Below are 22,708 nucleotides of genomic sequence, written 5' to 3' on the forward strand. Positions count from 1 at the left end.
TTAAATCAGAATATTGAAGCTATAGATGGAAGAGATTTTACTCTATCTAAATAAAATTTAAGTTCCAACTTAAGAGAAGGAACTGGAGTCCTATGTGCTAGATAAATAGTATTTAGACTAAATGATTTAATTTTTAAAAAGGGGAGTTACGATGAAAAACGTAGAGAGAACCATTAAATCCGATAAAGTTTATCAGGGTAAAATAATAAATTTGAGAATTGATACAGTAGAATTGCCGGATCAAAAATACTCAAAGAGGGAAATAATTGAACACCCAGGAGCTGTTGCTGTAGTTCCTATAGCTGAAGATAATAAGATTGTTATGGTAAAACAATTTAGAAAAGCAGTAGAAGATTGTCTCTTAGAAGTTCCAGCTGGCAAATTAGAAATTGGTGAAGAGCCTTTAGATTGTGCAAAAAGAGAACTCTTAGAGGAAACTGGCTATAAAAGTGATAACCTAGAGTATCTATTTAAGTTTTATACTTCCCCCGGGTTTTGCAATGAAGAAATAAGTGTATTTGTTGCCAAGGATTTGATTAAAGATGTGGCACAGCCCGACGAAGATGAATATATTGAAATTGAAAAATATGGAATTGATGAATTAGTAGAAAAAATTAGTAAAGAAGAAATAAAGGATGCAAAGACTATTACATGTATATTATACATAAAAAATTTGCTTAAGTAAGCAAATTGCATAATTACTTTCTGCAAAAACCATCTACTATATATAGTTTTAAAATCTTCAAAATCGTACCATATATATTATGCAATTCTGCCAAATCTTAATTATGCAATTTCCTCAAGTAATTATAATAAGAATATAAAAGATAGGGTAAATGAAAAAGGAAAAAGGTTATCGATATTATCTTAAAGGTCAAATGAGAAACCTTGATAGATTACCTAAGATAACTTATTCCCTATTTCCTTTGCCCTATCTAATTTTTTATAATATAAAAAAGACATATAATCCCCAATTCATGCATAATATTTAATAGCATGTACTAAAGATAAATAACTTTAAAGCTAATAAATTTCTAAGAAAAATTTAGAACTTTAATTATTTTCTATGAAATTAATATTAAGTTTTAATTTTGCTTATCTAAAGATGGGGGGATTTTTTTGATTAGAAGAATTAATGATACAGTTATAAAGCATATACAGGGAAATCTAATGACATATTTTTTTGTATTACTATTTTTCATGATTGGAATATCTGCAGGTGCTTTTATGTCTAAAGCTTTGACAGAGACCGAAAATAAGGAATTAATTGGTTATCTAAGAGATTTTTTTAGTATTGTTGATTCCAAAGCCATTGATAATTTTTCAATATTAAAGCAATCCTTGTTGAATAATTTTCAAACTGGGATAATAATTTGGGTTTTAGGTGTGACAGTTATTGGTATTCCATTTATTTTATTGCTTATTGGTTTAAGAGGCTTTATAATAGGATTTACAGTGGGTTTTTTTGTTAAACAAATGGGCTTAAAGGGAGTAATTTTTTCATTAGTATCTATACTACCTCAAAATATATTGATAGTTCCGGCGACTATATTTATTGGAGTTTTAGGTATTAGTTTTTCTCTTATGTTAATTAGGAGTAAGACAAGGAAAAATAAGCAATATAATATAGTTAATCAATTTTTTTTATATAGTACTGTTATTGCTGTAGTTCATATTGTTATAACTGTAGGATGTTTAGTAGAAGCATATATTTCGCCATTCTTCATTAAATATTTGTCTACATATATGTAAGATTTCACTATTAATTCAATATATAGATATTCCAGTAAAATAGTTAATTTATACATCTCAAAAATCCTTAGAAACACTGGATATTTTGATACGTATAAATTAAGTTTTACTATGGGAAATCTATATAGATATGTGATTAAGAAATTTAATTTACTTCAGTAGCCACTGAGAATCCTTTTGGCTCATGTAAAAATAAGTTTTAGATTGAATAATCAAAAGGATAAACAGGTTTATAAAAAAGTCTCTTATAAAGTTTTTAAATGTAGACTTTTTTGAAACACATAAGGGAAATTATATTCATTTGAAGAATTAGTAAGTTTATAATTTCCTATGTGTTATAAAAATCGCGGGGGAGAAAACCTTAGAGGCTACTTACTTTCTTAAGTTTTAATTTTCTTATCTTTATAAATAATTTTAATAAATAATATACTTTCATAAAAAATTAAAAGGATTTTATTTATAAATGTTGAATTATTAAGAATATGTGAACCGTATATACATAATTGACATTAAAACTTTTGAAGATAGACTTTTTTAAAGCACCTAACGGAAATTATATTTGTTTTAAAAACGGGTAAGTTTATGGTTTTGTATTTTTATGAAGAGTGCCTACAAAAAAACCTCAAAGTCTACTTCTGTATAAATTAATAGTTTTACTTGAATCTCTATAGCAAAAGAGAATAAAGGGGTTAATGAAATGAATAACATTGTAGAAAATTTTGTTACATACTTAAAAGATGAAAAAAAACTATCTAGCAATACTTTGGAATCCTATGGAAGAGATCTTAGACAATTTGGAGAATTTTTAAAAGAAAGGAATAGGTTATCTTATACAGATGTAAATAAGACAACTATTATAACTTATCTTCTATATCTCCAAAAAAAAGGACGAGCCACATCTACTATTTCTAGAAATTTGGCTTCAATAAGAGCTTTGTATCAATATCTGCTAAATAATGGGATAATTGAAAATGATCCTACTATAAATCTTGAGTCTCCAAAATCTGAGAAAAAATTACCTTGTGTATTGAGCTTAAGTGAAGTTGAAAGGCTAATTAATCAGCCAGATCCTGACAGTGCAATGGGGGCTAGGGATAAAGCTATGCTTGAGCTATTATATGCAACTGGAATTCGCGTTTCTGAGTTAGTTAGACTGGATATAATAGATGTAAAATTGGATATGGATTTCATAAAATGTAGAGGAAACCATGATAAAGAAAGAATTGTTCCATTAGGATCTATGGCAAAAAAAGCAATTGAAAATTATTCGTCTATATATAGAGATAAATTAGCTAAAGGCGATGAAAAAGCTTTGTTTGTTAACTATTATGGAAAGAGATTAACTAGACAAGGATTTTGGAAAATAGTAAAGAGATATACTAAAGCAGCTAAGATAAACAAAAAAATAACTCCCCATACACTTAGGCATTCTTTTGCTACCCATTTAATACAAAATGGAGCTGATTTGAAATCTGTTCAGGAGATGCTTGGACATTCAGATATTTCTACGACTCAAATATATATGCAGTTAACAAAAAATAAAATTAAAGATGTTTATAATAAAGCCCATCCAAGAGCCTGAAAAAAGGCTCTTATAAAATTTATATGATAAATTTTATATCAGTAGAAATAATAAATATATAATGCTATTGAAGGTGAGTGGTTATAAAGACCACTTTAGGGTATTAAAATAGAAAGTTGTTATTTTATATATGTTATCGGTTACACAATTCTTAGTTTAATATTAGTTTTTGTAAAAAAGGTCTAAACTTTAGGAAATTATAAGGAGGAAAAATATGATTAATAGAGTAACTATATTAGTTATGGATAGTGTTGGAATAGGTGAACTACCTGATTCTGAAAAGTTTGGAGATGTAGGTGTAAATACTTTAGGTAATATTTCAAAGGAAATGGGTGGAATAAATTTACCTAATTTAGTAAATTTAGGCCTTGGAAATATTGATAAAATAGAAGGTGTAAAGAAAAGCTTAAAGCCAATAGGCTCCTTTGGAAAATCAAAGGAGACTTCGAATGGTAAAGATACAACAACAGGTCATTGGGAAATTGCAGGTTTATATATAGAAGAGCCATTTAAGACCTATCCTAATGGGTTCCCAGAACATATAATATCTAAATTTGAAGAACGTACTGGAAGAAAAATTCTATGCAATAAACCTGCTTCCGGGACAGAAATAATAGAAAGACTTGGGAAGGAACATATGGAAACTGGCAATCCCATTGTCTATACTTCAGCAGATAGTGTATTTCAAATTGCAGCCCATGAAGATGTAATACCTTTAGATGAATTATATGAAATGTGTAGGATAGCTAGAGAGATTTTAATGGGTGAAGATCAAGTTGCCCGGGTAATAGCCAGACCCTTTATTGGCAGCCCCGGTAGTTTTACCCGTACACCAAATAGGAGGGATTATTCTTTAGATCCATTTGGAAAAACTGTATTGGATAAGGCCATAGAAGGGGGCTATGAAGTTATAGCAGTAGGTAAAATAGTAGATATTTTTAATGGCAAAGGTATATCAAAGGATGTACATACTAAAAGTAATATGGATGGCGTAGATAAGACAATAGAGTTTTTGAAAAAGGATTCTAAGGGAATAATTTTTACAAATTTAGTTGACTTTGACGCAAAATTTGGACATAGAAGAAATGTTAAGGGCTATAAGGAAGCATTAGAAGAGCTTGACTCAAGAATACCGGAAATTCTTGAAAGCTTAAAGGATGATGATATGCTTATTGTTACTGCCGACCATGGAAATGATCCAACCTACAAGGGAACTGACCATACAAGGGAGTATATTCCTATATTAGTCTATGGAAAAAATATAAAGGCAGGAGTAAACCTTGGCACAAGAGAAACTTTTGCTGATATAGCTGCAACTATATCAGATATATTAAATATAGAAAAACCCCAATATGGCAAGAGCTTTAAAGATTTAATAATATAGAATCTGCATCTTTGGTATAAGCAATTAAGATATTTGAAGAATAAAAAGCAATCACAGTCAATCCTTTAAAACAAATTAATATATCTTTTCTTAAAATATAACTGAAGGATTGGCTGTTATTAATAATCAATACTAATACTATATTACTTATCTAACATGTTATAATCATAAATGTCAATTCTATAGTAATTTATCTTACTAACAATTTAAGGTTTAAGCTATTAAAAAATATCTTTTTAAATATAGGATATAATCTTCTTTTCTTAAATTTGTTTTAAAAACAAAGCTTTATAACCTCCAGAGTCATACAATATATTATGCAATTTGCTTACATAAAGGAGAATATATATAAATGGATAAAAATTATTTTATAAAAAAATTAGAGGAAAGAAAGATTGATTTACAAGAATCAAAGGCTCGATGGGACAAAAGGGCCGAGGAATTTTATTCCTATTCAAAGGACATAAAGGAAAAAGAAGATAATACAATTAAATTCTTAAAGCAATTTATGGACCTTAACGGAAAATCAGTTTTAGATGTTGGATTTGGTGCTGGTAAATATCTGGTGCTTCTATGGAATCAAGGAGCAAAATTAAAGGGGGTTGAATTATCCCATAAAATGATGGAATATGCTAAGAGCAATTGTATAGAAAATGGTATTGATATGGGAAAAATTGAACTCTTTAATATTCCTTGGGAAGAAATTGATATCGATGAATTAAATTGGAGAAATAAATTTGATTTGGTTTTTGCATCCATGAGTCCTGTCTTAGATTCCTATGAATCTATTCAAAAGCTTATTTCAGCATCAAGGAAAAGTGTATTTTGTTCTACCCATATTAATATGAAGGAAGATTTATTAGCTGAGCTTTATAGGGAAATCCACGGAAAAGAATATGAGTTTAGTAGGGATAAATTTTGGTATATCTATAATATTCTTTATTTAGAAGGATTTTATCCAAGTGTTAAGATAATGAATAAAAAGAAAAGGATGGAGCTGACAATTGATGAAGCTCTATATAGATATGTTAACAGGATTTTTCCTCAAAATCCAAGTAAAGAAGAATTGTCTATCTTAAGAAAATCCATTGAAAAACGTGGAGTAGGGGGTAAGGTTTCCATTAATATGGAAAGAAAAAATGCATTAATATATTTTGAGAAATAATAGGGAGAAGGCTTATTTGTCTTCTCCTTTATTCACCTTTGAATATAGAAATATATACTCATTATTTTGGTAATGTATTAAATTTTAGACTGTTTCTGTATTCACTAGGGGTCATACCGTAGATTTTTTTAAAGGTCTTAGAAAATTTACTTGAGCTTTTATACCCCACAGACTGTGCAATATTATAAATATTTAATTCATTTTCTGATAATAGGAAAATAGCTTTTTTCATTCTAACATTTCTTAAATAATTGTAAATAGTTGTACCGAAATTAATTTTAAAGGATTTTTTTAATTTAGTAGCTCCCATATTTGAAATACTGCAAAGTTTTTCCATGGTAGGGGGATTTAAAAAATTTATATCCAGCTCTTTTTTAACAAGCTGAAGGTATTTAATGTCGTCAGAAAGAAGGGCCTTTTCTTCTTGCCTTTGTTTTTGATTTCCATTTTTATGATTATCTATAATAAGTGCAAGAATTTCTCCAATCTTACTTTCATAATACATGGAGTTTTTTTTATTTGATTTAAGACTGTGCTGTAATTGCAAAAATATAAGAGTTAATTCATGAGTATTATAATTTTCATTTTTCCAATCAAAAGCCTGGGACTGATGAAAGTTTACCTTAGGAAACTTAGTTTTCATGTAGTTTTTAAGGTATTTATCAAAAAGAATTATACTAATATATTTAATTGGTGTATTTGCCTTATAGTATACTTTTCCTGGTTTTTTTCTATTTAAATAAATATTAATTCCAGTTTTAATTTTATGAGTTTTTTTCCCTCTTCTATATTCAGTACATTTCCCGATTGGAAATAATATATTTCCATAAACATTTCCTCAATATGATAAAATCTTTCAGAGGGTTTATATAATATATAATCTCCTAAAGCAATAAAAAAGCCCTGGCTGTAGTGGAGCTGATAAATATAGCCCTTTCCCCTTTCTGGAGGCAGCTCATAATAATTTTCCCTTGCAATTAGGCTGTTTTTAAAGCCAAGCTGGGATGCAATTAAGCCACTACCTTCAATATATTCATTAGTAGGCATTTTAATCTTTCCTTTCTTATAATTTAAGTTCCAAAAAGACATATTTTTTGCCCAACAGGACGCAAAAGTTAATTTAAAGATCTATGTAAATTGTTGATGTAGCCATTATAGAGCATATTTAAGATTAAGATATTACTTCTCGCAGACAGTTGACAATGATAATTAATATCATATAGAATGATTATAGTTTATCATTGATTTAGAAAAATATCAAATTATTATAGGGATTAAGAAAGGAGAAATAATATGTTATCAGAAAAAAGATCATTAAATTCCAAGGATTTAATAACTACTGGGATATTTTCTGCTATATTTTTTATAGTAACAATGGTATCGGGTATGTTTGTTGCCCCTAATCCTGTTACTACATTTTTATTACCTGTGGTTGTTGCATTTTTTACAGGGACTGTGTATATGCTCCTTCTCGCAAAGGTTCCAAAAAGAGGACCTACCATTATATTAGGTGTAATCATGGGAATTTTGATTTTTGTAACGGGGATGTTTTGGCTTTGGTCAGTGGCTTATATTGTTTTAGGAATTATTGCCGGTGAAATTGCAGCTATAGGAAAGTATAAAAGCCTTAAAATGAATATGATGAGCTTTGTTATATTTTCCCTCAATCCTATAGCCTCCTATGCTATGGTTTGGATTAATAAAGAAGCATATATTGATTATTTAGTTTCAAAGGGAACAGAAACTGCTTATATGGAAACTATGCTTCAAACTGCCCAGGATTGGGTTTTACCTGCTATGATTATAGGGACTATTTTTTCAGCTTTACTAGGGGGATTTGTTGGAAAGAAACTATTAAAGAAACATTTTGAAAGAGCAGGTATTGTTTAAATGAGCTTATCTATGGTATATGAAGAAAGAAAAAGAGAAGGATTTATTAATCTAGACCCTAGAACAAAGCTTTTTATTCTCTTGGCAGGTAATATAGGAGTTCTTATTGCTCCAAGCCTTATTTATGAGCTTTTTCTTGCTGCCATCATTGTAGCTTTTGGTATTTTTCATGGGCAATATAAATATTCTATTAAAATTAGTGGAATATATTTATTCCTTGTGGCAGTACAAATATTGGGGCCGTTGTTTTTAGATGGCATTTTAAGACTTATAATAGTGACCTTTGCCGTATTTGTCAGAAAAATTTTTCCCTGTGCCATGCTTGGGGGGATTATTATTTTAACAACAAGGGTTAATGAATTTATGGCAGCTATGAATAAATTACATATGCCAAAGAAGATTGTAATTCCTCTGGCGGTAACCCTTAGATATTTTCCAATGGCAGGAGAAGAGTGGAATCATATTAAAGATGCCATGAATATCAGGGGAATATCCTCATCCTTTTTAGGTTTTTTAGTACATCCAATAATGACTATAGAATATATTTATGTACCAATGATGATTTCTGCCTCAAAAATTGCCGATGAGCTTTCTGCTGCGGCTATTACAAGGGGGATAGATAATCCAAGACCTCGAACATGTATGCAAAGAATAAGCTTTGGCTTTGCAGATTTACTATGGGCCCTTATTTTTTTAACCCTGCTAATAGCTGGATTTTTTATATAAAGAGGTGATTTTTTGATTGACATTAAGGAAGTTACTTATATCTATAACAGTAGTGGAAATGAAGGAATTAAAGATATAAATTTAAAAATAAATAAAGGTGAATTTGTTTTATTATGTGGTAAAAGCGGATGTGGGAAAACAACCCTTACTAGACTTATAAATGGCTTAATTCCTCACTTTTATAAAGGGGAATTAAAGGGAGATGTCACGATAGGAGATATGGATATATTAGATACTCCTATGTATAAAATTGCAGAAAAAGTAGGTTCTGTATTTCAAAATCCCCGTTCCCAATTTTTCAATGTAGATACCAATAGTGAAATAGCCTTTGGAGTTGAAAATTTGGCTTATCCTCCCCATGAAGTTATTAATCGTGTTAACAAAACAATTTATGATTTAAAAATTCAAAATCTTATGGGGAAAAGTATTTTTAAATTATCTGGTGGAGAGAAGCAGAAAGTGGCCTTTGCTTCGGTATATGCTTTGTCACCCGATGTATATGTCCTCGACGAGCCCTCGTCTAATTTAGATGCTTATGCTATTGATGAACTGCGATCAATCTTATTTCTATTAAAGAAACAGGGAAAAACACTTGTAATAGCTGAACATAGGCTTTATTATCTTAAGGATATTGTTGATAGGATAATTTATATGGAAAAAGGGAGAATTTCTAAGGCATATAGAATGAATGAATTTCTAAAAATCAGCAGAGAAGAAAAGGTTAAAAAGGGACTTAGAACAATGGACCTTAAAAATGTTAAAGTAGGAAATAAGGAACTTATAAATGAAAAACCCATTTTTGAAATTAAAAATTTATCCTTAAAGTATGGTAAAAAAACTATTAGAAAGAATATAAATATTAATGCAGCTCCTGGTGATATTATTGGAATTATAGGCAATAACGGAGCTGGTAAATCAACCCTTTCAAAGACAATTTGTGGATTACATAAAGATTATTACGGTACATTTTTATGGAATGGGAGAAAAATAAGTTCAAAGGAAAGACTAAAGCTTTCTTATATGGTTATGCAGGATGTAAATTATCAGCTCTTTGCAGAAACTGTAGAAGAAGAGTGCTTTTTGGGATGTAAAAATCCAAATAAGGAGAGGATAGAAGATACTTTAAAAGAACTTTCCCTTTATGAATGCCGTAAACGTCATCCCATGTCCTTGTCAGGGGGACAGAAGCAGCGAACTGCTGTTGCTGTTAGCATGCTGTGCAGTAAGAAAATAATTATATTTGATGAGCCTACAAGTGGACTTGATTTAGATGGTATGCTTAGGGTTGGGAAACTCATTAAAGAATTATCAAGAAGGCAAAAGATTATATTTGTTGTGACCCATGATTATGAATTCATAATGAAGATCTGCAATAGGACTTTGTATTTTAATGATAATAGAAAAGGAGAAAACTTTGAAATTATAGAAAAACCACTTGAAGAGCTTAAGGAAATTTTTATAGGTGAGAAAACTATATAGATATTCCAGTAAAACAGTTAATTTATATATTTCAAAAATCCTTAAAAGAACTGGATATTTTGATATGCATAAATTAAGTTTTACTATTGGAAATCTATATAATTGAAATTTAAGGATAGAGTAAATTAGCTGTGAATAGGATAAAAAAATACCTATTATATGATTTGTCTAGAATTTTATATAATAGGTATTTTTTTATATTTAAGTTGACAATATAGAAAAGTGTGTATATACTGTATATGTATTATATATACAGTATATACGATATACATGGTTTTAAATTAGCCTAACTTAAAATTGTTCCAAGAGGAGAGAGCAATATGAATATTATTATCTCTAATTCAAGTAAAGACCCTATATATTTGCAGATAATCAATCAAATAAAAAGCGAAATAATTAATGGAAATTTAAATGAAGGTCAGATGCTCCCTTCTATCAGAGGCCTTGCAAGGGAACTGCAAATAAGTGTTATTACAACCAAGAGGGCCTATGAAGAGCTGGAACGGGAGGGTTTTGTTAACACCGTTTCGGGAAAGGGAACCTATGTAGCCAGTCAAAATAAGGAATTATTAAGGGAAAAAAGAATGAGAATAATAGAAGACAAGCTTTTAGAAGCAGTTGAGGAAAGTAAAGCCCTAGGCTTAAGCCTGGAGGAGCTTCAAAGGATACTTGAGATACTTTTTAAGGAGGAGTAAAGATGGAAAGCATTTTAGAAATAAAGAATCTTACAAAGAAATATGATGATTTTAAATTGAATAATATATCATTTAAATTAGATAGAGGCTATATTATGGGATTTATAGGACCAAATGGGGCTGGAAAAAGTACAACTATAAAATTAATAATGAACCTTTTAAAAAGAGATAGTGGAGAAATAAAGGTATTTGGATTAGATAATATAAAGCATGAAAAAGAAATTAAGCAAAGAATAGGTTTTATATATGATAGGAATTACTTTTATGATGAAATAACATTAAAAAATATGAAAAAAATCATTTCTAACTTTTACACTAATTGGAATGATAATCAGTTTTATAAATATATGGAGATTTTTAATCTAAAGGAAAATAAAAAAATCAAAGAATTGTCTAAGGGAATGCAGATGAAATTTAGTTTAGCCCTTGCTTTATCCCATGATGCTGAGCTTATTATGATGGATGAGCCTACATCAGGAATTGACCCGATTTTTAGAAATGAGATACTGGACATTTTAATGGAATTTATTCAGGATGAGAAGAAGTCAATATTCTTTTCAACCCATATAACAACTGATTTAGAAAAGATAGCAGATTATATAACATTTATTAACGATGGAAGCTTGGTGTTTTCAAAACCAAAGGATGAAATTTTAGATAGTTATCGTATAGTAAAAGGAGGAAGGGATCTTTTAACTGAAGAATTAAAGAAAAAATTTATAGGAATAAAAAATAGTGATTATGGATTTGAAGGCTTAGTATCAAGAATAGATGATATTGAAGATGAATATAGGGAGAAGGTTTTAATAGAAAGACCTACTCTTGATGATATTATGCTTTATACCGTTAGAAGGGGTGAAAAAAATGCATAATTTATTAGTAAAGGATTTTTATATTATAAAAAAATATTTGTGGATTCCATTATTTTATAGTTTTGTTGTTTTTGTATTATCTAAAAATATAGGTGAGTTAGCAGTAGTTTATTCTATAGGAACTGTTATGATAGCCCATACCTTAATGATGTATGCAACTTCCTACGATGATAAGAATAATAGTGAAGTTGTTTTAAACAGTCTCCCAATTTCAAGATTTAAAATTGTTCTTTATAGATATATTTCTGTATTTCTATTTACTTTATTAGGATTAGCTAGCATGATTTTAGCTGGTTTTGTATTAGACAGTCTTAATCTTTTAAATATAAGCATAGAATTAAAAATAGGTAGTGTAATTGGATCCTTAATAGGAATTTCTTTAATTTCCTTTTCATATTTACCTACTTATTTTAAATTTGGCTATGTTAAAGCCAAAATATTTAATTTTATAGTTTTTATTATGGTTTTTGTTGGACCTGTGTTTTTGAAAAATATTTTAGATTATGGAGGAAAAAATGAAGGGCTAGATAAGCTTATCATATTTTTAAATTCTCAAAATGAATTTTTATTAAGTTTATTTTTTATAGGAATTATAATTGGAGCTGGACTCGTATCCTTTACAATTTCTATGGTAATTTATAATAAAAGAGAATTTTAAATAAAATCTTTTACTATAAGTTTAAAAGTAATATAGCTCCCCTTAGATTAGACAGATAAAATAATCTGTCTAATCTAAGGGGAGCTATATTTATTTAATTTTGATTCACTATATAATATATTATTTTTGTAATAGTACATCCTGTATTTAAGTATTTATATATTAGAATATTTAGTTTTAAAAATATGGGGTGAATAAATTGAAGAATGAAAGAGAAATCAATTTTAAAATAAATAAAACAAAGGAAAATATAAATTATTTTAAAAAGATGATTAGATTTACTATACATCCCTATCAAAAACAATATTACAATCAATTACTTATCCAGGAAATGAGAAGATTAACTCAATTAATGACTAATTTAAATAATACAAATACAAGGGAAGTAAGGAAATTCACAATGGAAGAATTAAAAGAAAATAATGGATCCGGTGGTAAGCCAGCCTATATAGCTGTCAATGGCATAGTTTACGATGTAAGCAGTGAAGCGACTTGGGGTGGCGGTACTCACTTTGGAATATATGCAGGAACCGATGCGACAAAGGAGTTTGCCAGATGTCATGGAGGAAGTGAAATATTAAAAAAACTACCTAAGATCGGGATTTTGAAGTGAAATGGGGGGGGATATATATTGGATAGCAGAAAATGTCCCATATTGAAGAATAAAAGGAATATCCCAAGACAGATAATTGATTTGACTATAGAAGGTATAGATCAAAATAGAATTAAAAAAATAAATCTTATTTGGCTTGAGGCCTGTGGCTGTTCAGGGAACATCATATCATTATTAAATGCAGAGGATCCCGATGTGATATTTTTATTAAATCAAATGGTAAATCTTACATACAATAATAGCTTAATGGCCCAAGAGGGAGAAAGGGCCTTTGATAGATTTTTAAAAACCTTAGAGACAGAGTTTATTCTTGTGGTAGAAGGTGCCGTTTCAACAAAGGATAATGGACTTTATAATGTTATAGCTAGACATGAAGGTAAGCTTATAACAGGAATGGAAGCAGTAACCATTGCTGGAAGGAAAGCCAAATATGTTTTAGCAGTAGGCTCATGTGCATCCTATGGAGGTCCCTCATCGGCAAGACCAAACCCATCTTCAAGTAAGAGTGTGTATGAGTACCTCGATAGAGAAGTTATAAGGATTCCAGGATGTCCTAGTCATCCTCAGTGGGCAATAGGAACAATAGCTCATATAATATCTTTTGGAAAACCAAAATTAGATGAAGAAAATAGACCAGTAATTTTTTACGGAGTAACAATTCACGATACATGTACAAGAAGGTCCTATTTTGATAAGGGAATATTTGCAGAAAGGTTAGGAGAAAAGGAATGTATGTTTAAACTAGGATGTAGAGGTCCTATTACCAGAACCGATTGCCCAATAAGAAGATGGAATGACAGTACAAATTGGCCTATAGGAGACAATACTCCCTGTATAGGATGTGCAAGAAGTGGATTTCCAGACAGTATGGAACCATTTATTAGATATTAAAGGAGGATTTTATGGGGGAAAAGGTAATAATAAACCCACTTACTAGAATAAGCGGATTTTTACAGATAGAAGTAGAAATAGAAAACCATAAAATAGTAGATGCCAAAAGCAGTGGAATGCTTTTTAGAGGCTTTGAAAAAATTCTTGAAGGAAGGCCTCCTTTAGATGCTATATATCTTACCCAGAGAATTTGTGGAATTTGCTCTACTGCCCATTCGATAGCATCGGCTGGTGCCCTAGAAGAGGCATTAAAGGTAGTACCGAATGAAAATGACAGTATGATAAGGCAGGTAGTACATGGATGTGAATTTCTACAAAACCATTTAAGACATTTTTATCAATATACCTTTCCAGATTATGTAAATGGTCCTAAAATCAATCCATTGTACAAGGAATCCTATGGAGATTACAGACTTCCAAAGGCCTTGAATGAAAAACTAAGCAATCATTACCTTGAGTCAATAAAATACAGTAGAGAGGCCCATAAAATGCTGGCTATCCTTGCGGGAAAAGCACCCCATAATCATGGTGTATTTGTTGGAGGGATAACAGTAAATATGAATGCTTCAATATTCATAGAGGTAAAATCAATATTTTCAGCTATAAAATCCTTCATAGAAAATATAATGGTAGAAGATGTAAAAATTATAGCTAAATATTATAATGATTATTTTTATAATGGCAAGGGCTATGGTAATTTCATGAGCTATGGGGTTTTTGATGACTATGTAGATGAACCCTTAAGGTATGTATCGCCGGGAATCGAAATACAAAATAAAAGAGATGCTCTTGATCACAATAAAATTTCTGAAAATATATATTATGCTTGGTATAAGGCAAATCAGATAAATATAGAGCCCACGGAAGGATATACCAAGGCCGATGTCTATAAAGAAAGGGCATACAGCTGGGTTAAAGCACCTAGATATAATGGATACCCAATGGAAGTAGGCCCCTTGGCAAGGATGTGGCTCAGTGGGGGATATACTAGGGGAATATCTACTATGGATAGAACCATAGCTAGGGTATTAGAAGCAAAAAAGGTATGCAATATAATGGAAAATCTCTTATCAAAGATTGAATTAAAACCAGCGGATCAAAAAATATATGAAATACCTGAAAGGGCGAAGGGAATTGGTCTTAGGGACACTACAAGGGGAGCTTTGGGCCACTGGATTTCCATTGAAGATAAGAAAATAAAAAATTATACTATTATAACCCCTACAACCTGGAATTTATCACCGATGGATTCAGAGGGAGTGAAGGGAGTTGTAGAAAAAGCACTTATAGGGTCCACAGTGGAAAACCCAAAAAATCCTGTGGAAATAGGAAGAATAGTAAGGTCCTTTGATCCCTGTGTATCCTGTGCTACCCATATTATAAGTGATAGAGATCTAAATATTAATATAAGGGTTGTTTGAATATGATAAGGATTATTGGTATTGGAAATAGAGTTATGGGTGATGATGGGGTGGCCCTAAAGGTATTAGAAGAGATTCAAGATAAAATCAAGCTTATCAATGAAGATATAGAGATTATAATAGGAGAAACAGATTTTATATATTGCCTAAACAAAATTAATGATAATGACTTTATTATAATTGTAGACAGTACGTGTTTTGATTTAAAGCCAGGAAAGGTAACTCTTCTTTCCTTTGAGCAGGCCCGTCAATATTTAAATAGGCCTGCTTCACAGCATCAGTTTAGTCTTGTAAATATAATAACAGCCTATAGAAAAAGTATTAAAGGGTGTATTATTGGAATAGAAGTTTTTAATTTGGATTTTGGTTTAAATCTATCAAATGTTCTAATATCCAGGTTTGATGAGATATGTAATAAAGTACTTAATAATATCAAAAATATTTTAGAAAATATTGAAGCAGGTGAATATAATGCATGAAGTGGCTGTAGCTCAAGAAATTTTAAAAATCGTAAATCAAACAGCTGAGAAATATGATTTGCATAAAGTAAATAAAATAAGATTAAAAATTGGTGAATTTACCTGCATAGAAGAAAGTGCCCTTAGCTTTGCTTTTACAGCCGTGGCTAAAGAAACCATTTGTGAGGATTCTAAGATAGTAATAGAGAGAGTAAGAGCAAGAGCTTATTGCAAATACTGTAAAGAGAATTTTTTTATTAGTTATACAAATAAGCTTTGTCCAAAATGTAATAATGAAAGTACAGATATATCTACGGGGTATGAATTATTATTGGATAGAATAGAGGGTGAGTAAAGTGAAACAGATATTAATAGATAAAAATATACTCAGGAATAATGATGAAATTGCCCATAAAAACAGACAAATTTTAAAGGAAAAAGGGATATTATCCATAAACATGCTGGGATCTCCTGGTTCTGGAAAAACTTCAATACTTGAAAAGATAATAAAATATTTAAAGGATAATGTCAATATGGCAGTTATTGAAGGAGATTTGTATACTACAAAGGACGCTGAAAGAATAGAAAAATATAATATAGATGTTGTTCAAATAAATACAGTAGGTGCCTGTCATCTGGATGCTGCTATGATTGATAAGGCCCTTGAAGGTATGGATATGAACTCATTGGAATTTTTAGTAATAGAAAACGTTGGCAATTTAGTTTGTCCGGCAGCCTATGATTTAAGCGAAGATATGAAAATAACCGTAATGAGTGTGACTGAGGGAAATGATAAACCCCTTAAGTATCCATCAATGTTTCAGCGTTCTAAGGCAGTAATACTAAATAAGACGGATATAATAGAGTATACGGATTTTAATATCCATGAGTTTTATAAGGATATAAAGTCTTTAAATGGAAATATAAAGGTATTTGAAACTTCCTGCACCAAAGAAAAGGGCATAAAGGAATTGTGTTGTTACCTAGAGAAGGAAATAAACCTTAAGAGGAGGAAAAAACAATAAGTAAAGATATGGTTAGAAGATATATAACAGTAAAAGGAATTGTTCAGGGAGTTGGTTTTAGACCCTTTGTCTATAAAATAGCACGTGAAAATAATTTAAAGGGATGGGTAAAAAACACTTCAAAGGGTGTATATATAGATGTTGAAGGAACTATAGAGAAAATCAACAGTTTTACATATAACTTAAAGCATAAATCACCGATTGTGTCTAAAATAGAGGAAATTATTATAGAGAATAGACAATTAGTGAATTATAAAGGCTTTAAGATAGAAAAAAGTGATAGGGAAAAAGATACAGTAACTTTAATACCTCCTGATATGGGGATTTGTAAGGATTGCTTAAGGGATATTGCTAATCCAAAGAATAGAAGATACAGATATCCCTTCACTAACTGTACAAATTGCGGACCAAGGTTTTCTATAATACAAAAACTGCCCTATGATAGACCAGCAACAACTATGGATAAATTTCAAATGTGTGATAATTGCTGTTATGAATATATGAATCCTCTAAATAGGAGATTTCATGCTCAGCCCAACGCTTGTCCAAGCTGTGGACCAAAGGTGGAGTTAATAGATAACTGTGGTTATAAAATAATATGTATAGATCCTATAAAAGAAGCTGCTAAATTTATAAAAAAAGGAAAAATAATAGCTGTAAAGGGTCTTGGAGGCTTCCATTTAAGCTGTGATGCTAAAAATAAAAAAGCAGTACAAATCCTTAGAAATCGAAAGCATAGACCTAAAAAACCTCTGGCACTTATGATGAAGGATATTGATACTGTAAAAAAATATTGTAATATAAATGCCAAAGAGGAAGAGGTTATAACAAGTAATAAAAGACCTATAGTCCTTTTAAATAGAAAAATATCCCAACTTCCAGAGAATATTGCACCTAATAACAATAAATTAGGAGTAATGCTTCCCTTTACACCTCTTCACTACCTCCTTTTTGATGAGAATATAGAAGTCTTAATAATGACTAGTGCCAATCCAAGTGGGATGCCTATAATCTATAGAAACAAAGAGGCTATTGAAATATTAAAACCTATAGCTGATTATTTTTTAATTCACAATAGAGACATATATACTCCTATAGATGATTCAGTGGTAGTAGTTACTTTAAATAAAGAAAGGGTTTTAAGAAGTGCCAGAGGATATTCTCCTGTTTATATAGACATAAAAAATAAAAGAAACATATTAGCTTGTGGGTCACAGTTAAAAAATACCTTTGCATTATCCAAGAATAATAAAATATTTATAAGCCAGTATATAGGAAATATAGAAAATCTTGAAACATATAATAGGTTTGAAAATATCCTATCCCATATAAAAAAAATATATAATCTAACTCCTAGCGTCATAGCCTATGATATCCACCCCAATTATTGGTCTATGGAATACGCAGCTAGGCAGGATATAGAAAAAATACCGGTACAGCATCATCATGCCCATATAGTAAGCTGTATGGTGGAAAATGATATTGACGATAATGTCATAGGTATCACCTATGATGGGATTGGATATGGAACCGATGGGAGTATATGGGGAGGAGAATTTTTACTATGCGATTATAAGGATTTTAAAAGAGTAGGACATATAAATTATGTAAGAATGCCTGGTGGAGATGCTGCAACTAAAGAACCCTGGAAAATGGCCATAAGCTATATTTATAATGCATATGGAAATGAAGTATATAAATATATGCCCAGGGTTTTAAAGGATAGAAATATAGGACCAGTATTATATATGATTAAAAACAATATAAATTCCCCACAGTGTTCTAGTATGGGAAGACTATTTGATGCTGTATCAGCTATAACCGGATATACTGGTAGAATAACCTTTGAGGGTGAAGCAGCAATACTTTTGGAGAGTATGGCGGATATGAATGAAAATAGCAGATATAATTATGACATAGAATTTAAAAATGAAAAGTATATTATAAATACAAATAGGATTATAAGGGAAATAATTAAGGATATAAATATAGGTACAGGATATAACTTTATATCTAATAAATTTCATAATACACTAATAGATTTTTCTGTAGAAATGTGCAATATTATAGCTGAAAAATACAAGATATATAAAATTGTATTAAGTGGTGGAGTATTTCAAAATGAAATACTTTTTAAAGGAATATATGAAAAACTATTAGACCAAGGCTTTGAAGTCTATACCCATAAGATAATTCCCTGCAATGATAGCGGAATATCTCTTGGACAAATAGTAATAGCAGGTGCAAATTGTGAGAATTGATAAAGGGAGTGATGATATGTGTATAGCAGTTCCAGCTGAAGTTATTAAGGTTTATAAAGACATGGCTCTGGTAGATTTTGGAGGAGTTAGAACAAAGGTGAGCACTTGCTTGGTAGGAAGCTTAAATATAGGGGATTATGTACTAATACATGTTGGATGTGCTATACAAAAAATAGACAAAGTAGAGGCTGAAAGAACTTTGAAAATATTTAATGAGATTGTTGAAGATTAGCGAATACAAACAACTTTGAGGTTATGTGTATGAAATATATTAAAGAATTTAAAAATTCTGAGCTAGCCAAAAAAATATTAGATGAAATGGTGGATAAAGTTAAAGAGGATATAAGGATAATGGAAGTATGTGGAACCCATACAATGGCGATATTTAAAAATGGAATAAGAAATTTGTTACCAGAAAATATAGATTTAATATCAGGTCCAGGTTGTCCAGTTTGTGTGACATGCGGTGGATATATAGATGCTGCTATTGATTTGTCCAGGAGTAAGGATGTAATAATAGCCACCTTTGGAGATATGATGAAAGTTCCGGGAACCTACAGCTCCCTTAAAATTGAGAAGGCCTTGGGAAGAGATATTCGCGTAGTAATTTCTCCTCTTAAAGCCCTTGAAATTGCATATGAAAATCCCAGAAAAGAAGTGGTGTTTCTAGGTGTTGGCTTTGAAACAACAGCACCAATTATAGCCCTTAGTATTTACAAGGCTGAGAAGGAGAATATTGAAAATTTTAGTGTGCTGCAAGCAATGAAAACAATACCAAATGCTATAAGAAAGCTGGTTTTAGATAAAGAAATAAAAATAGATGGTTTTCTATGTCCAGGACATGTAAGTTCAGTTATTGGAGCTAGACCATTTGAATTTTTAGCCAAAGAGTTTAAATTTCCTGGGGTAATAGCAGGATTTGAATACTGTGATGTAATTTCAGCCATTTATTTTTTGGTGAAAATGATAAATGAAAAGGAATTTAGGGTTATGAATATTTATAGTCGGATTGTAAAATATGAAGGAAATACAAAGGCTATAGCCATTATAAATGAGGTTTTTGATTTAGCAGATAGTATGTGGAGAGGACTTGGAGTTATTGAAAATACAGGATTTAGAATAAAAGAAAGGTACAAAAAATATGATGCACAGTCAAAATTTAAAATAGAGATACCATCATCTGATATTAATAGTGATTGTTTATGTGGTGAAATTCTCAGGGGACTAAAAAGGCCTACAGAGTGCAAATTGTTTTCTAAGGTTTGCAGTCCTACGAATCCAGTAGGTCCATGTATGATAACACAAGAGGGAATTTGTATGGCCTACTATAAGTACAATATGAGATGAGGAGTGTTAATTTGAGAGTAATAACTTTAGCTCATGGAAGTGGAGGAAGGGTAAATAGTGACCTTATAAGTAATATATTCTTTAAGCATTTCCAAAATGATATACTCATGCAGCAAAATGATTCAAGTTTACTGCAAAAATTAAATTGTAGTAAAATAGCTGTTACAACAGATTCCTTTGTTATAAGACCCCTGTTCTTTCCTGGAGGAGATATTGGAAAATTATCTATATGCGGAACAATAAACGATTTGGCAGTAAGTGGCGCCAAGCCTGTATATTTAACAGCTGCTTTCATAATAGAAGAGGGATTAAATATAGATACATTAGAAAAAATAGTTGTATCAATGGCACAAACAGCAAAAAAGGCAAATGTAAATATAATTGCTGGAGATACTAAGGTTGTTGAAAGGGGGAAAGGTGATAAAATATATATAAATACAACGGGAATAGGAATAATAGAAGATGATAATAGAATTTTAAGTGCTAACAATATAAAAGGAGGAGATATTGTTATAGTTAGTGGAACATTAGGAGACCATGGAATTTGTGTAATAAATGAAAGGGAAGATCTAGGTATTTCTGTAGATATAAAAAGTGATTGTAGTTTGTTAAATATACTAACTCAGGATATTTTAGAGGTTAGTGAAAATATAAAATTTATGAGGGACCCTACTAGAGGAGGTTTAGCCACAACATTAAATGAAATAGCAGAATTAGGTAAAATAAGTATGGTTATAAATGAAAAAGATATACCAATTAGAGATGAGGTAATAGGTATGTGTGAGTTATTGGGGTTTGATCCATTATATGTGGCTAATGAAGGCAAGCTTGTTGTTATAGCTTCAAGGGATGATGCAGAAAAAGTCCTTGAAGCTATGAAAAAAAACCCATTAGGTAGAGATTCTAAAATAATTGGTGAGGTTATTGATGATAATAGGAATAATGTATATTTAAAAACTAAAATACAAGGAACTAGATTATTAACTATGGGTGAAGGGGAATTATTGCCTAGAATATGCTGAAAATTAATTATTTGATTCTATCCATTCCATATTGTTAAAAATAGGAATTGACATTAATACAAGGTTTAAAGCAGTTCTTTCAAACAAGATTTTTTTCCATGCATAAGCAATTATTTCAATGGATAACATAAGATTATCAATATATTTTAGGAGGAATGGAGATGAAAAATAATTGTAATAAGAAGATAATGTGTTTAGCAATTAGTGCAGTATTACTATTTATTAGTTCTTTTACCTACTCCAGTGGTATAGAATTTGATTTAGATGCTAAGTCAGCAATTTTAATAGATGCTGGAACAGGAAAAATACTATATGAAAAGAATATTGACCAAAAACTGCCGCCTGCCAGTGTAACTAAGATAATGACAATGCTATTGGCTATGGAGGCTATTGATAATAAACAAATAACCTTGGAAGATAAAGTGATTATTAGTGAGAGAGCATCAAGTATGGGTGGAAGCCAGCTTTATTTTGAACCTGGAGAACAGAAAACTGTAGAGCAGCTATTAAAGGGTATTGCAGTTGCATCAGCCAACGATGCTTGTGTCGCCATAGCTGAACATATTGCCGGGACAGAAGAGGTTTTTGTAAAAAAAATGAATGAAAAGGCTACTCAGCTTGGGATGAATAATACTCAATTTATGAATACAAATGGGTTACCGGAGGAAGGCCATTATACCTCAGCTAGGGATATTGCTCTAATGTCCAGAGAGTTATTAAAATACCCTATGATACATAAATGGTTGAAAATATGGATGTCTTCCATGAAGGTGGGCAAAAAAGGTAGAGCTACCCTTGAACTGGTTAACACCAATAGGCTTATAAGGACATATCCTGGTGCCAATGGAATAAAAACTGGATTTACACAGGAAGCAAGATATTGTCTATCGGCTTCAGCTACAAGAAATAATTTTACTCTTATTGCCGTTGTATTGGGGAGTCCTACATCTCAAGTAAGATTTGCGGAATCTAAGAAGCTCCTTGATTATGGCTTTGCTTCATATGAATCCTTAGTAATTGCAAAAAACAAAGAAGTAATTAAGGAGATTAATGTTGAAAAAGGAAAGGCAGATAAGGTCAATATAATTGCTAAGGAAGACCTAAGGGTTCTAGTTAAAAAAGGTAATAAGCAGGATATAAAGAAAGAAATAGTTTTACCTGAAGCAATCAAAGCACCCTTTGAAAAAGGACAAAAGGTAGGCGAGATTATTGTAACAAACAATAGTGGCGAAAATCTTGGTAAGATAGATTTGATAACTGAAGTCGGGTGTGAAAAGGCATCAATGTTCGATACATTAGGGAAGATGCTCAAAAGTGTTTCACAATAAAAAGTAAGATTAAAATTTGAAAAAAATTAAATTTAGAAGCCACATATTTTCAGAAAAACATTACTGATAATATGTGGTTTTTATGTGCATGTGGTTTTGCAGCAAAAATAGTTTGTTTACACAAAGGATTATTTACTGC

24 protein-coding genes are annotated in these 22,708 nt (G+C 30.7%); 22 read left to right on the forward strand and 2 right to left on the reverse strand.

Features of this window, described 5'->3' with window-relative positions; genetic code table 11:
• The first annotated feature begins 151 nt into the window (after positions 1 to 151).
• The 5 genes from B5X81_RS12595 to B5X81_RS12615 all read left to right on the forward strand — a co-directional run bounded on the left by B5X81_RS12595 (position 152) and on the right by B5X81_RS12615 (position 5,883).
• Positions 152 to 685 (forward strand): NUDIX hydrolase, encoded by a 534-nt coding sequence (locus B5X81_RS12595; RefSeq protein WP_079492141.1) that lies wholly within the window; start codon positions 152 to 154, stop codon positions 683 to 685.
• A gap of 434 nt (positions 686 to 1,119) precedes the next feature.
• Positions 1,120 to 1,752, forward strand: coding sequence for a stage II sporulation protein M (gene spoIIM / locus B5X81_RS12600; RefSeq protein ID WP_079492143.1), 633 nt, complete (start codon positions 1,120 to 1,122; stop codon positions 1,750 to 1,752).
• Positions 1,753 to 2,449: 697 nt separating this feature from the next.
• On the forward strand, positions 2,450 to 3,334 hold the full coding sequence (gene xerD, locus B5X81_RS12605) for a site-specific tyrosine recombinase XerD (protein ID WP_079492144.1): 885 nt from the start codon (positions 2,450 to 2,452) through the stop codon (positions 3,332 to 3,334).
• A 214-nt stretch (positions 3,335 to 3,548) separates the two neighbouring features.
• Complete coding sequence (locus tag B5X81_RS12610; RefSeq protein ID WP_079492146.1) at positions 3,549 to 4,718, forward strand: phosphopentomutase; 1,170 nt, start codon at positions 3,549 to 3,551, stop codon at positions 4,716 to 4,718.
• A gap of 352 nt (positions 4,719 to 5,070) precedes the next feature.
• Entirely contained in the window at positions 5,071 to 5,883 is an 813-nt protein-coding gene (locus tag B5X81_RS12615; RefSeq protein WP_079492147.1) for a class I SAM-dependent methyltransferase, read from the forward strand.
• A gap of 61 nt (positions 5,884 to 5,944) precedes the next feature.
• Here B5X81_RS12615 and B5X81_RS12620 read toward each other — a convergent pair whose 3' ends face one another.
• Both B5X81_RS12620 and B5X81_RS12625 read right to left on the reverse strand, forming a co-directional pair.
• Entirely contained in the window at positions 5,945 to 6,526 is a 582-nt protein-coding gene (locus B5X81_RS12620; RefSeq protein WP_079492149.1) for a helix-turn-helix transcriptional regulator, read from the reverse strand.
• A 92-nt stretch (positions 6,527 to 6,618) separates the two neighbouring features.
• Positions 6,619 to 6,930 carry a hypothetical protein gene (locus B5X81_RS12625; protein WP_079492150.1) on the reverse strand — a complete coding sequence of 104 codons (312 nt, stop codon included), beginning with the start codon at positions 6,928 to 6,930 and terminating at the stop codon, positions 6,619 to 6,621.
• Positions 6,931 to 7,176: 246 nt separating this feature from the next.
• Between B5X81_RS12625 and B5X81_RS12630 the strand changes: the two genes are divergently transcribed.
• The 17 genes from B5X81_RS12630 to B5X81_RS12710 all read left to right on the forward strand — a co-directional run bounded on the left by B5X81_RS12630 (position 7,177) and on the right by B5X81_RS12710 (position 22,569).
• Positions 7,177 to 7,773: an MptD family putative ECF transporter S component gene (locus B5X81_RS12630; RefSeq protein ID WP_079492152.1), complete on the forward strand. Its 597-nt coding sequence runs from the start codon at positions 7,177 to 7,179 to the stop codon at positions 7,771 to 7,773.
• Positions 7,774 to 8,499 carry an energy-coupling factor transporter transmembrane component T gene (locus B5X81_RS12635; protein ID WP_244282084.1) on the forward strand — a complete coding sequence of 242 codons (726 nt, stop codon included), beginning with the start codon at positions 7,774 to 7,776 and terminating at the stop codon, positions 8,497 to 8,499.
• Between the two features lie 12 nt (positions 8,500 to 8,511).
• On the forward strand, positions 8,512 to 9,978 hold the full coding sequence (locus B5X81_RS12640) for an ABC transporter ATP-binding protein (protein ID WP_079492153.1): 1,467 nt from the start codon (positions 8,512 to 8,514) through the stop codon (positions 9,976 to 9,978).
• A gap of 320 nt (positions 9,979 to 10,298) precedes the next feature.
• Entirely contained in the window at positions 10,299 to 10,673 is a 375-nt protein-coding gene (locus B5X81_RS12645) for a GntR family transcriptional regulator (RefSeq protein ID WP_079492155.1), read from the forward strand.
• A gap of 2 nt (positions 10,674 to 10,675) precedes the next feature.
• Positions 10,676 to 11,545: an ABC transporter ATP-binding protein gene (locus B5X81_RS12650; RefSeq protein WP_079492156.1), complete on the forward strand. Its 870-nt coding sequence runs from the start codon at positions 10,676 to 10,678 to the stop codon at positions 11,543 to 11,545.
• Positions 11,538 to 12,203, forward strand: a complete 666-nt coding sequence (locus B5X81_RS12655) for an ABC-2 transporter permease (protein ID WP_170917405.1) — start codon at positions 11,538 to 11,540, stop codon at positions 12,201 to 12,203. The genes B5X81_RS12650 and B5X81_RS12655 overlap by 8 nt, the downstream gene beginning before the upstream one ends.
• 199 nt (positions 12,204 to 12,402) lie before the next feature.
• Positions 12,403 to 12,816, forward strand: a complete 414-nt coding sequence (locus B5X81_RS12660) for a cytochrome b5 domain-containing protein (RefSeq protein ID WP_244282085.1) — start codon at positions 12,403 to 12,405, stop codon at positions 12,814 to 12,816.
• Between the two features lie 18 nt (positions 12,817 to 12,834).
• Positions 12,835 to 13,707 carry a hydrogenase small subunit gene (locus B5X81_RS12665; RefSeq protein ID WP_079492159.1) on the forward strand — a complete coding sequence of 291 codons (873 nt, stop codon included), beginning with the start codon at positions 12,835 to 12,837 and terminating at the stop codon, positions 13,705 to 13,707.
• Between the two features lie 11 nt (positions 13,708 to 13,718).
• Positions 13,719 to 15,128, forward strand: a complete 1,410-nt coding sequence (locus B5X81_RS12670) for a nickel-dependent hydrogenase large subunit (protein WP_079492161.1) — start codon at positions 13,719 to 13,721, stop codon at positions 15,126 to 15,128.
• A 2-nt stretch (positions 15,129 to 15,130) separates the two neighbouring features.
• Positions 15,131 to 15,607, forward strand: coding sequence for a hydrogenase maturation protease (locus tag B5X81_RS12675; protein ID WP_079492162.1), 477 nt, complete (start codon positions 15,131 to 15,133; stop codon positions 15,605 to 15,607).
• Complete coding sequence (gene hypA / locus B5X81_RS12680) at positions 15,600 to 15,941, forward strand: hydrogenase maturation nickel metallochaperone HypA (protein ID WP_079492164.1); 342 nt, start codon at positions 15,600 to 15,602, stop codon at positions 15,939 to 15,941. The genes B5X81_RS12675 and hypA overlap by 8 nt, the downstream gene beginning before the upstream one ends.
• Position 15,942: 1 nt before the next feature.
• Positions 15,943 to 16,611 (forward strand): hydrogenase nickel incorporation protein HypB, encoded by a 669-nt coding sequence (gene hypB / locus B5X81_RS12685; protein ID WP_079492165.1) that lies wholly within the window; start codon positions 15,943 to 15,945, stop codon positions 16,609 to 16,611.
• 8 nt (positions 16,612 to 16,619) lie between these two features.
• Positions 16,620 to 18,872: a carbamoyltransferase HypF gene (hypF, locus tag B5X81_RS12690; RefSeq protein WP_079492167.1), complete on the forward strand. Its 2,253-nt coding sequence runs from the start codon at positions 16,620 to 16,622 to the stop codon at positions 18,870 to 18,872.
• Positions 18,862 to 19,104: a HypC/HybG/HupF family hydrogenase formation chaperone gene (locus B5X81_RS12695; RefSeq protein WP_244282086.1), complete on the forward strand. Its 243-nt coding sequence runs from the start codon at positions 18,862 to 18,864 to the stop codon at positions 19,102 to 19,104. Before hypF ends, B5X81_RS12695 begins: the two co-directional genes overlap by 11 nt.
• Before the next feature lie 29 nt (positions 19,105 to 19,133).
• Positions 19,134 to 20,219, forward strand: a complete 1,086-nt coding sequence (hypD, locus tag B5X81_RS12700) for a hydrogenase formation protein HypD (protein ID WP_079492168.1) — start codon at positions 19,134 to 19,136, stop codon at positions 20,217 to 20,219.
• A gap of 11 nt (positions 20,220 to 20,230) precedes the next feature.
• Positions 20,231 to 21,241 (forward strand): hydrogenase expression/formation protein HypE, encoded by a 1,011-nt coding sequence (gene hypE, locus B5X81_RS12705; protein WP_330397377.1) that lies wholly within the window; start codon positions 20,231 to 20,233, stop codon positions 21,239 to 21,241.
• A 161-nt stretch (positions 21,242 to 21,402) separates the two neighbouring features.
• Positions 21,403 to 22,569 (forward strand): D-alanyl-D-alanine carboxypeptidase family protein, encoded by a 1,167-nt coding sequence (locus tag B5X81_RS12710; RefSeq protein WP_079492171.1) that lies wholly within the window; start codon positions 21,403 to 21,405, stop codon positions 22,567 to 22,569.
• Positions 22,570 to 22,708: the final 139 nt, after the last annotated feature.

Origin of the sequence: Maledivibacter halophilus (assembly GCF_900167445.1) — a bacterium.
GTDB classification, from domain to species: domain Bacteria; phylum Bacillota; class Clostridia; order Peptostreptococcales; family Caminicellaceae; genus Maledivibacter; species Maledivibacter halophilus.

Coding starts and splice junctions, on each gene's coding strand:
- B5X81_RS12630 (WP_079492152.1), top strand. CDS start 7,177: ATGTTATCAGAAAAAAGATCATTAAATTCCAAGGATTTAATAACTACT.
- B5X81_RS12710 (WP_079492171.1), top strand. CDS start 21,403: ATGAAAAATAATTGTAATAAGAAGATAATGTGTTTAGCAATTAGTGCA.
- B5X81_RS12635 (WP_244282084.1), top strand. CDS start 7,774: ATGAGCTTATCTATGGTATATGAAGAAAGAAAAAGAGAAGGATTTATT.
- B5X81_RS12615 (WP_079492147.1), top strand. CDS start 5,071: ATGGATAAAAATTATTTTATAAAAAAATTAGAGGAAAGAAAGATTGAT.
- B5X81_RS12610 (WP_079492146.1), top strand. CDS start 3,549: ATGATTAATAGAGTAACTATATTAGTTATGGATAGTGTTGGAATAGGT.
- B5X81_RS12670 (WP_079492161.1), top strand. CDS start 13,719: ATGGGGGAAAAGGTAATAATAAACCCACTTACTAGAATAAGCGGATTT.
- hypF (WP_079492167.1), top strand. CDS start 16,620: ATGGTTAGAAGATATATAACAGTAAAAGGAATTGTTCAGGGAGTTGGT.
- hypA (WP_079492164.1), top strand. CDS start 15,600: ATGCATGAAGTGGCTGTAGCTCAAGAAATTTTAAAAATCGTAAATCAA.
- xerD (WP_079492144.1), top strand. CDS start 2,450: ATGAATAACATTGTAGAAAATTTTGTTACATACTTAAAAGATGAAAAA.
- B5X81_RS12620 (WP_079492149.1), bottom strand. CDS start 6,526: ATGAAAACTAAGTTTCCTAAGGTAAACTTTCATCAGTCCCAGGCTTTT.
- B5X81_RS12675 (WP_079492162.1), top strand. CDS start 15,131: ATGATAAGGATTATTGGTATTGGAAATAGAGTTATGGGTGATGATGGG.
- hypD (WP_079492168.1), top strand. CDS start 19,134: ATGAAATATATTAAAGAATTTAAAAATTCTGAGCTAGCCAAAAAAATA.
- B5X81_RS12645 (WP_079492155.1), top strand. CDS start 10,299: ATGAATATTATTATCTCTAATTCAAGTAAAGACCCTATATATTTGCAG.
- B5X81_RS12595 (WP_079492141.1), top strand. CDS start 152: ATGAAAAACGTAGAGAGAACCATTAAATCCGATAAAGTTTATCAGGGT.
- B5X81_RS12625 (WP_079492150.1), bottom strand. CDS start 6,930: ATGCCTACTAATGAATATATTGAAGGTAGTGGCTTAATTGCATCCCAG.
- B5X81_RS12650 (WP_079492156.1), top strand. CDS start 10,676: ATGGAAAGCATTTTAGAAATAAAGAATCTTACAAAGAAATATGATGAT.
- B5X81_RS12655 (WP_170917405.1), top strand. CDS start 11,538: ATGCATAATTTATTAGTAAAGGATTTTTATATTATAAAAAAATATTTG.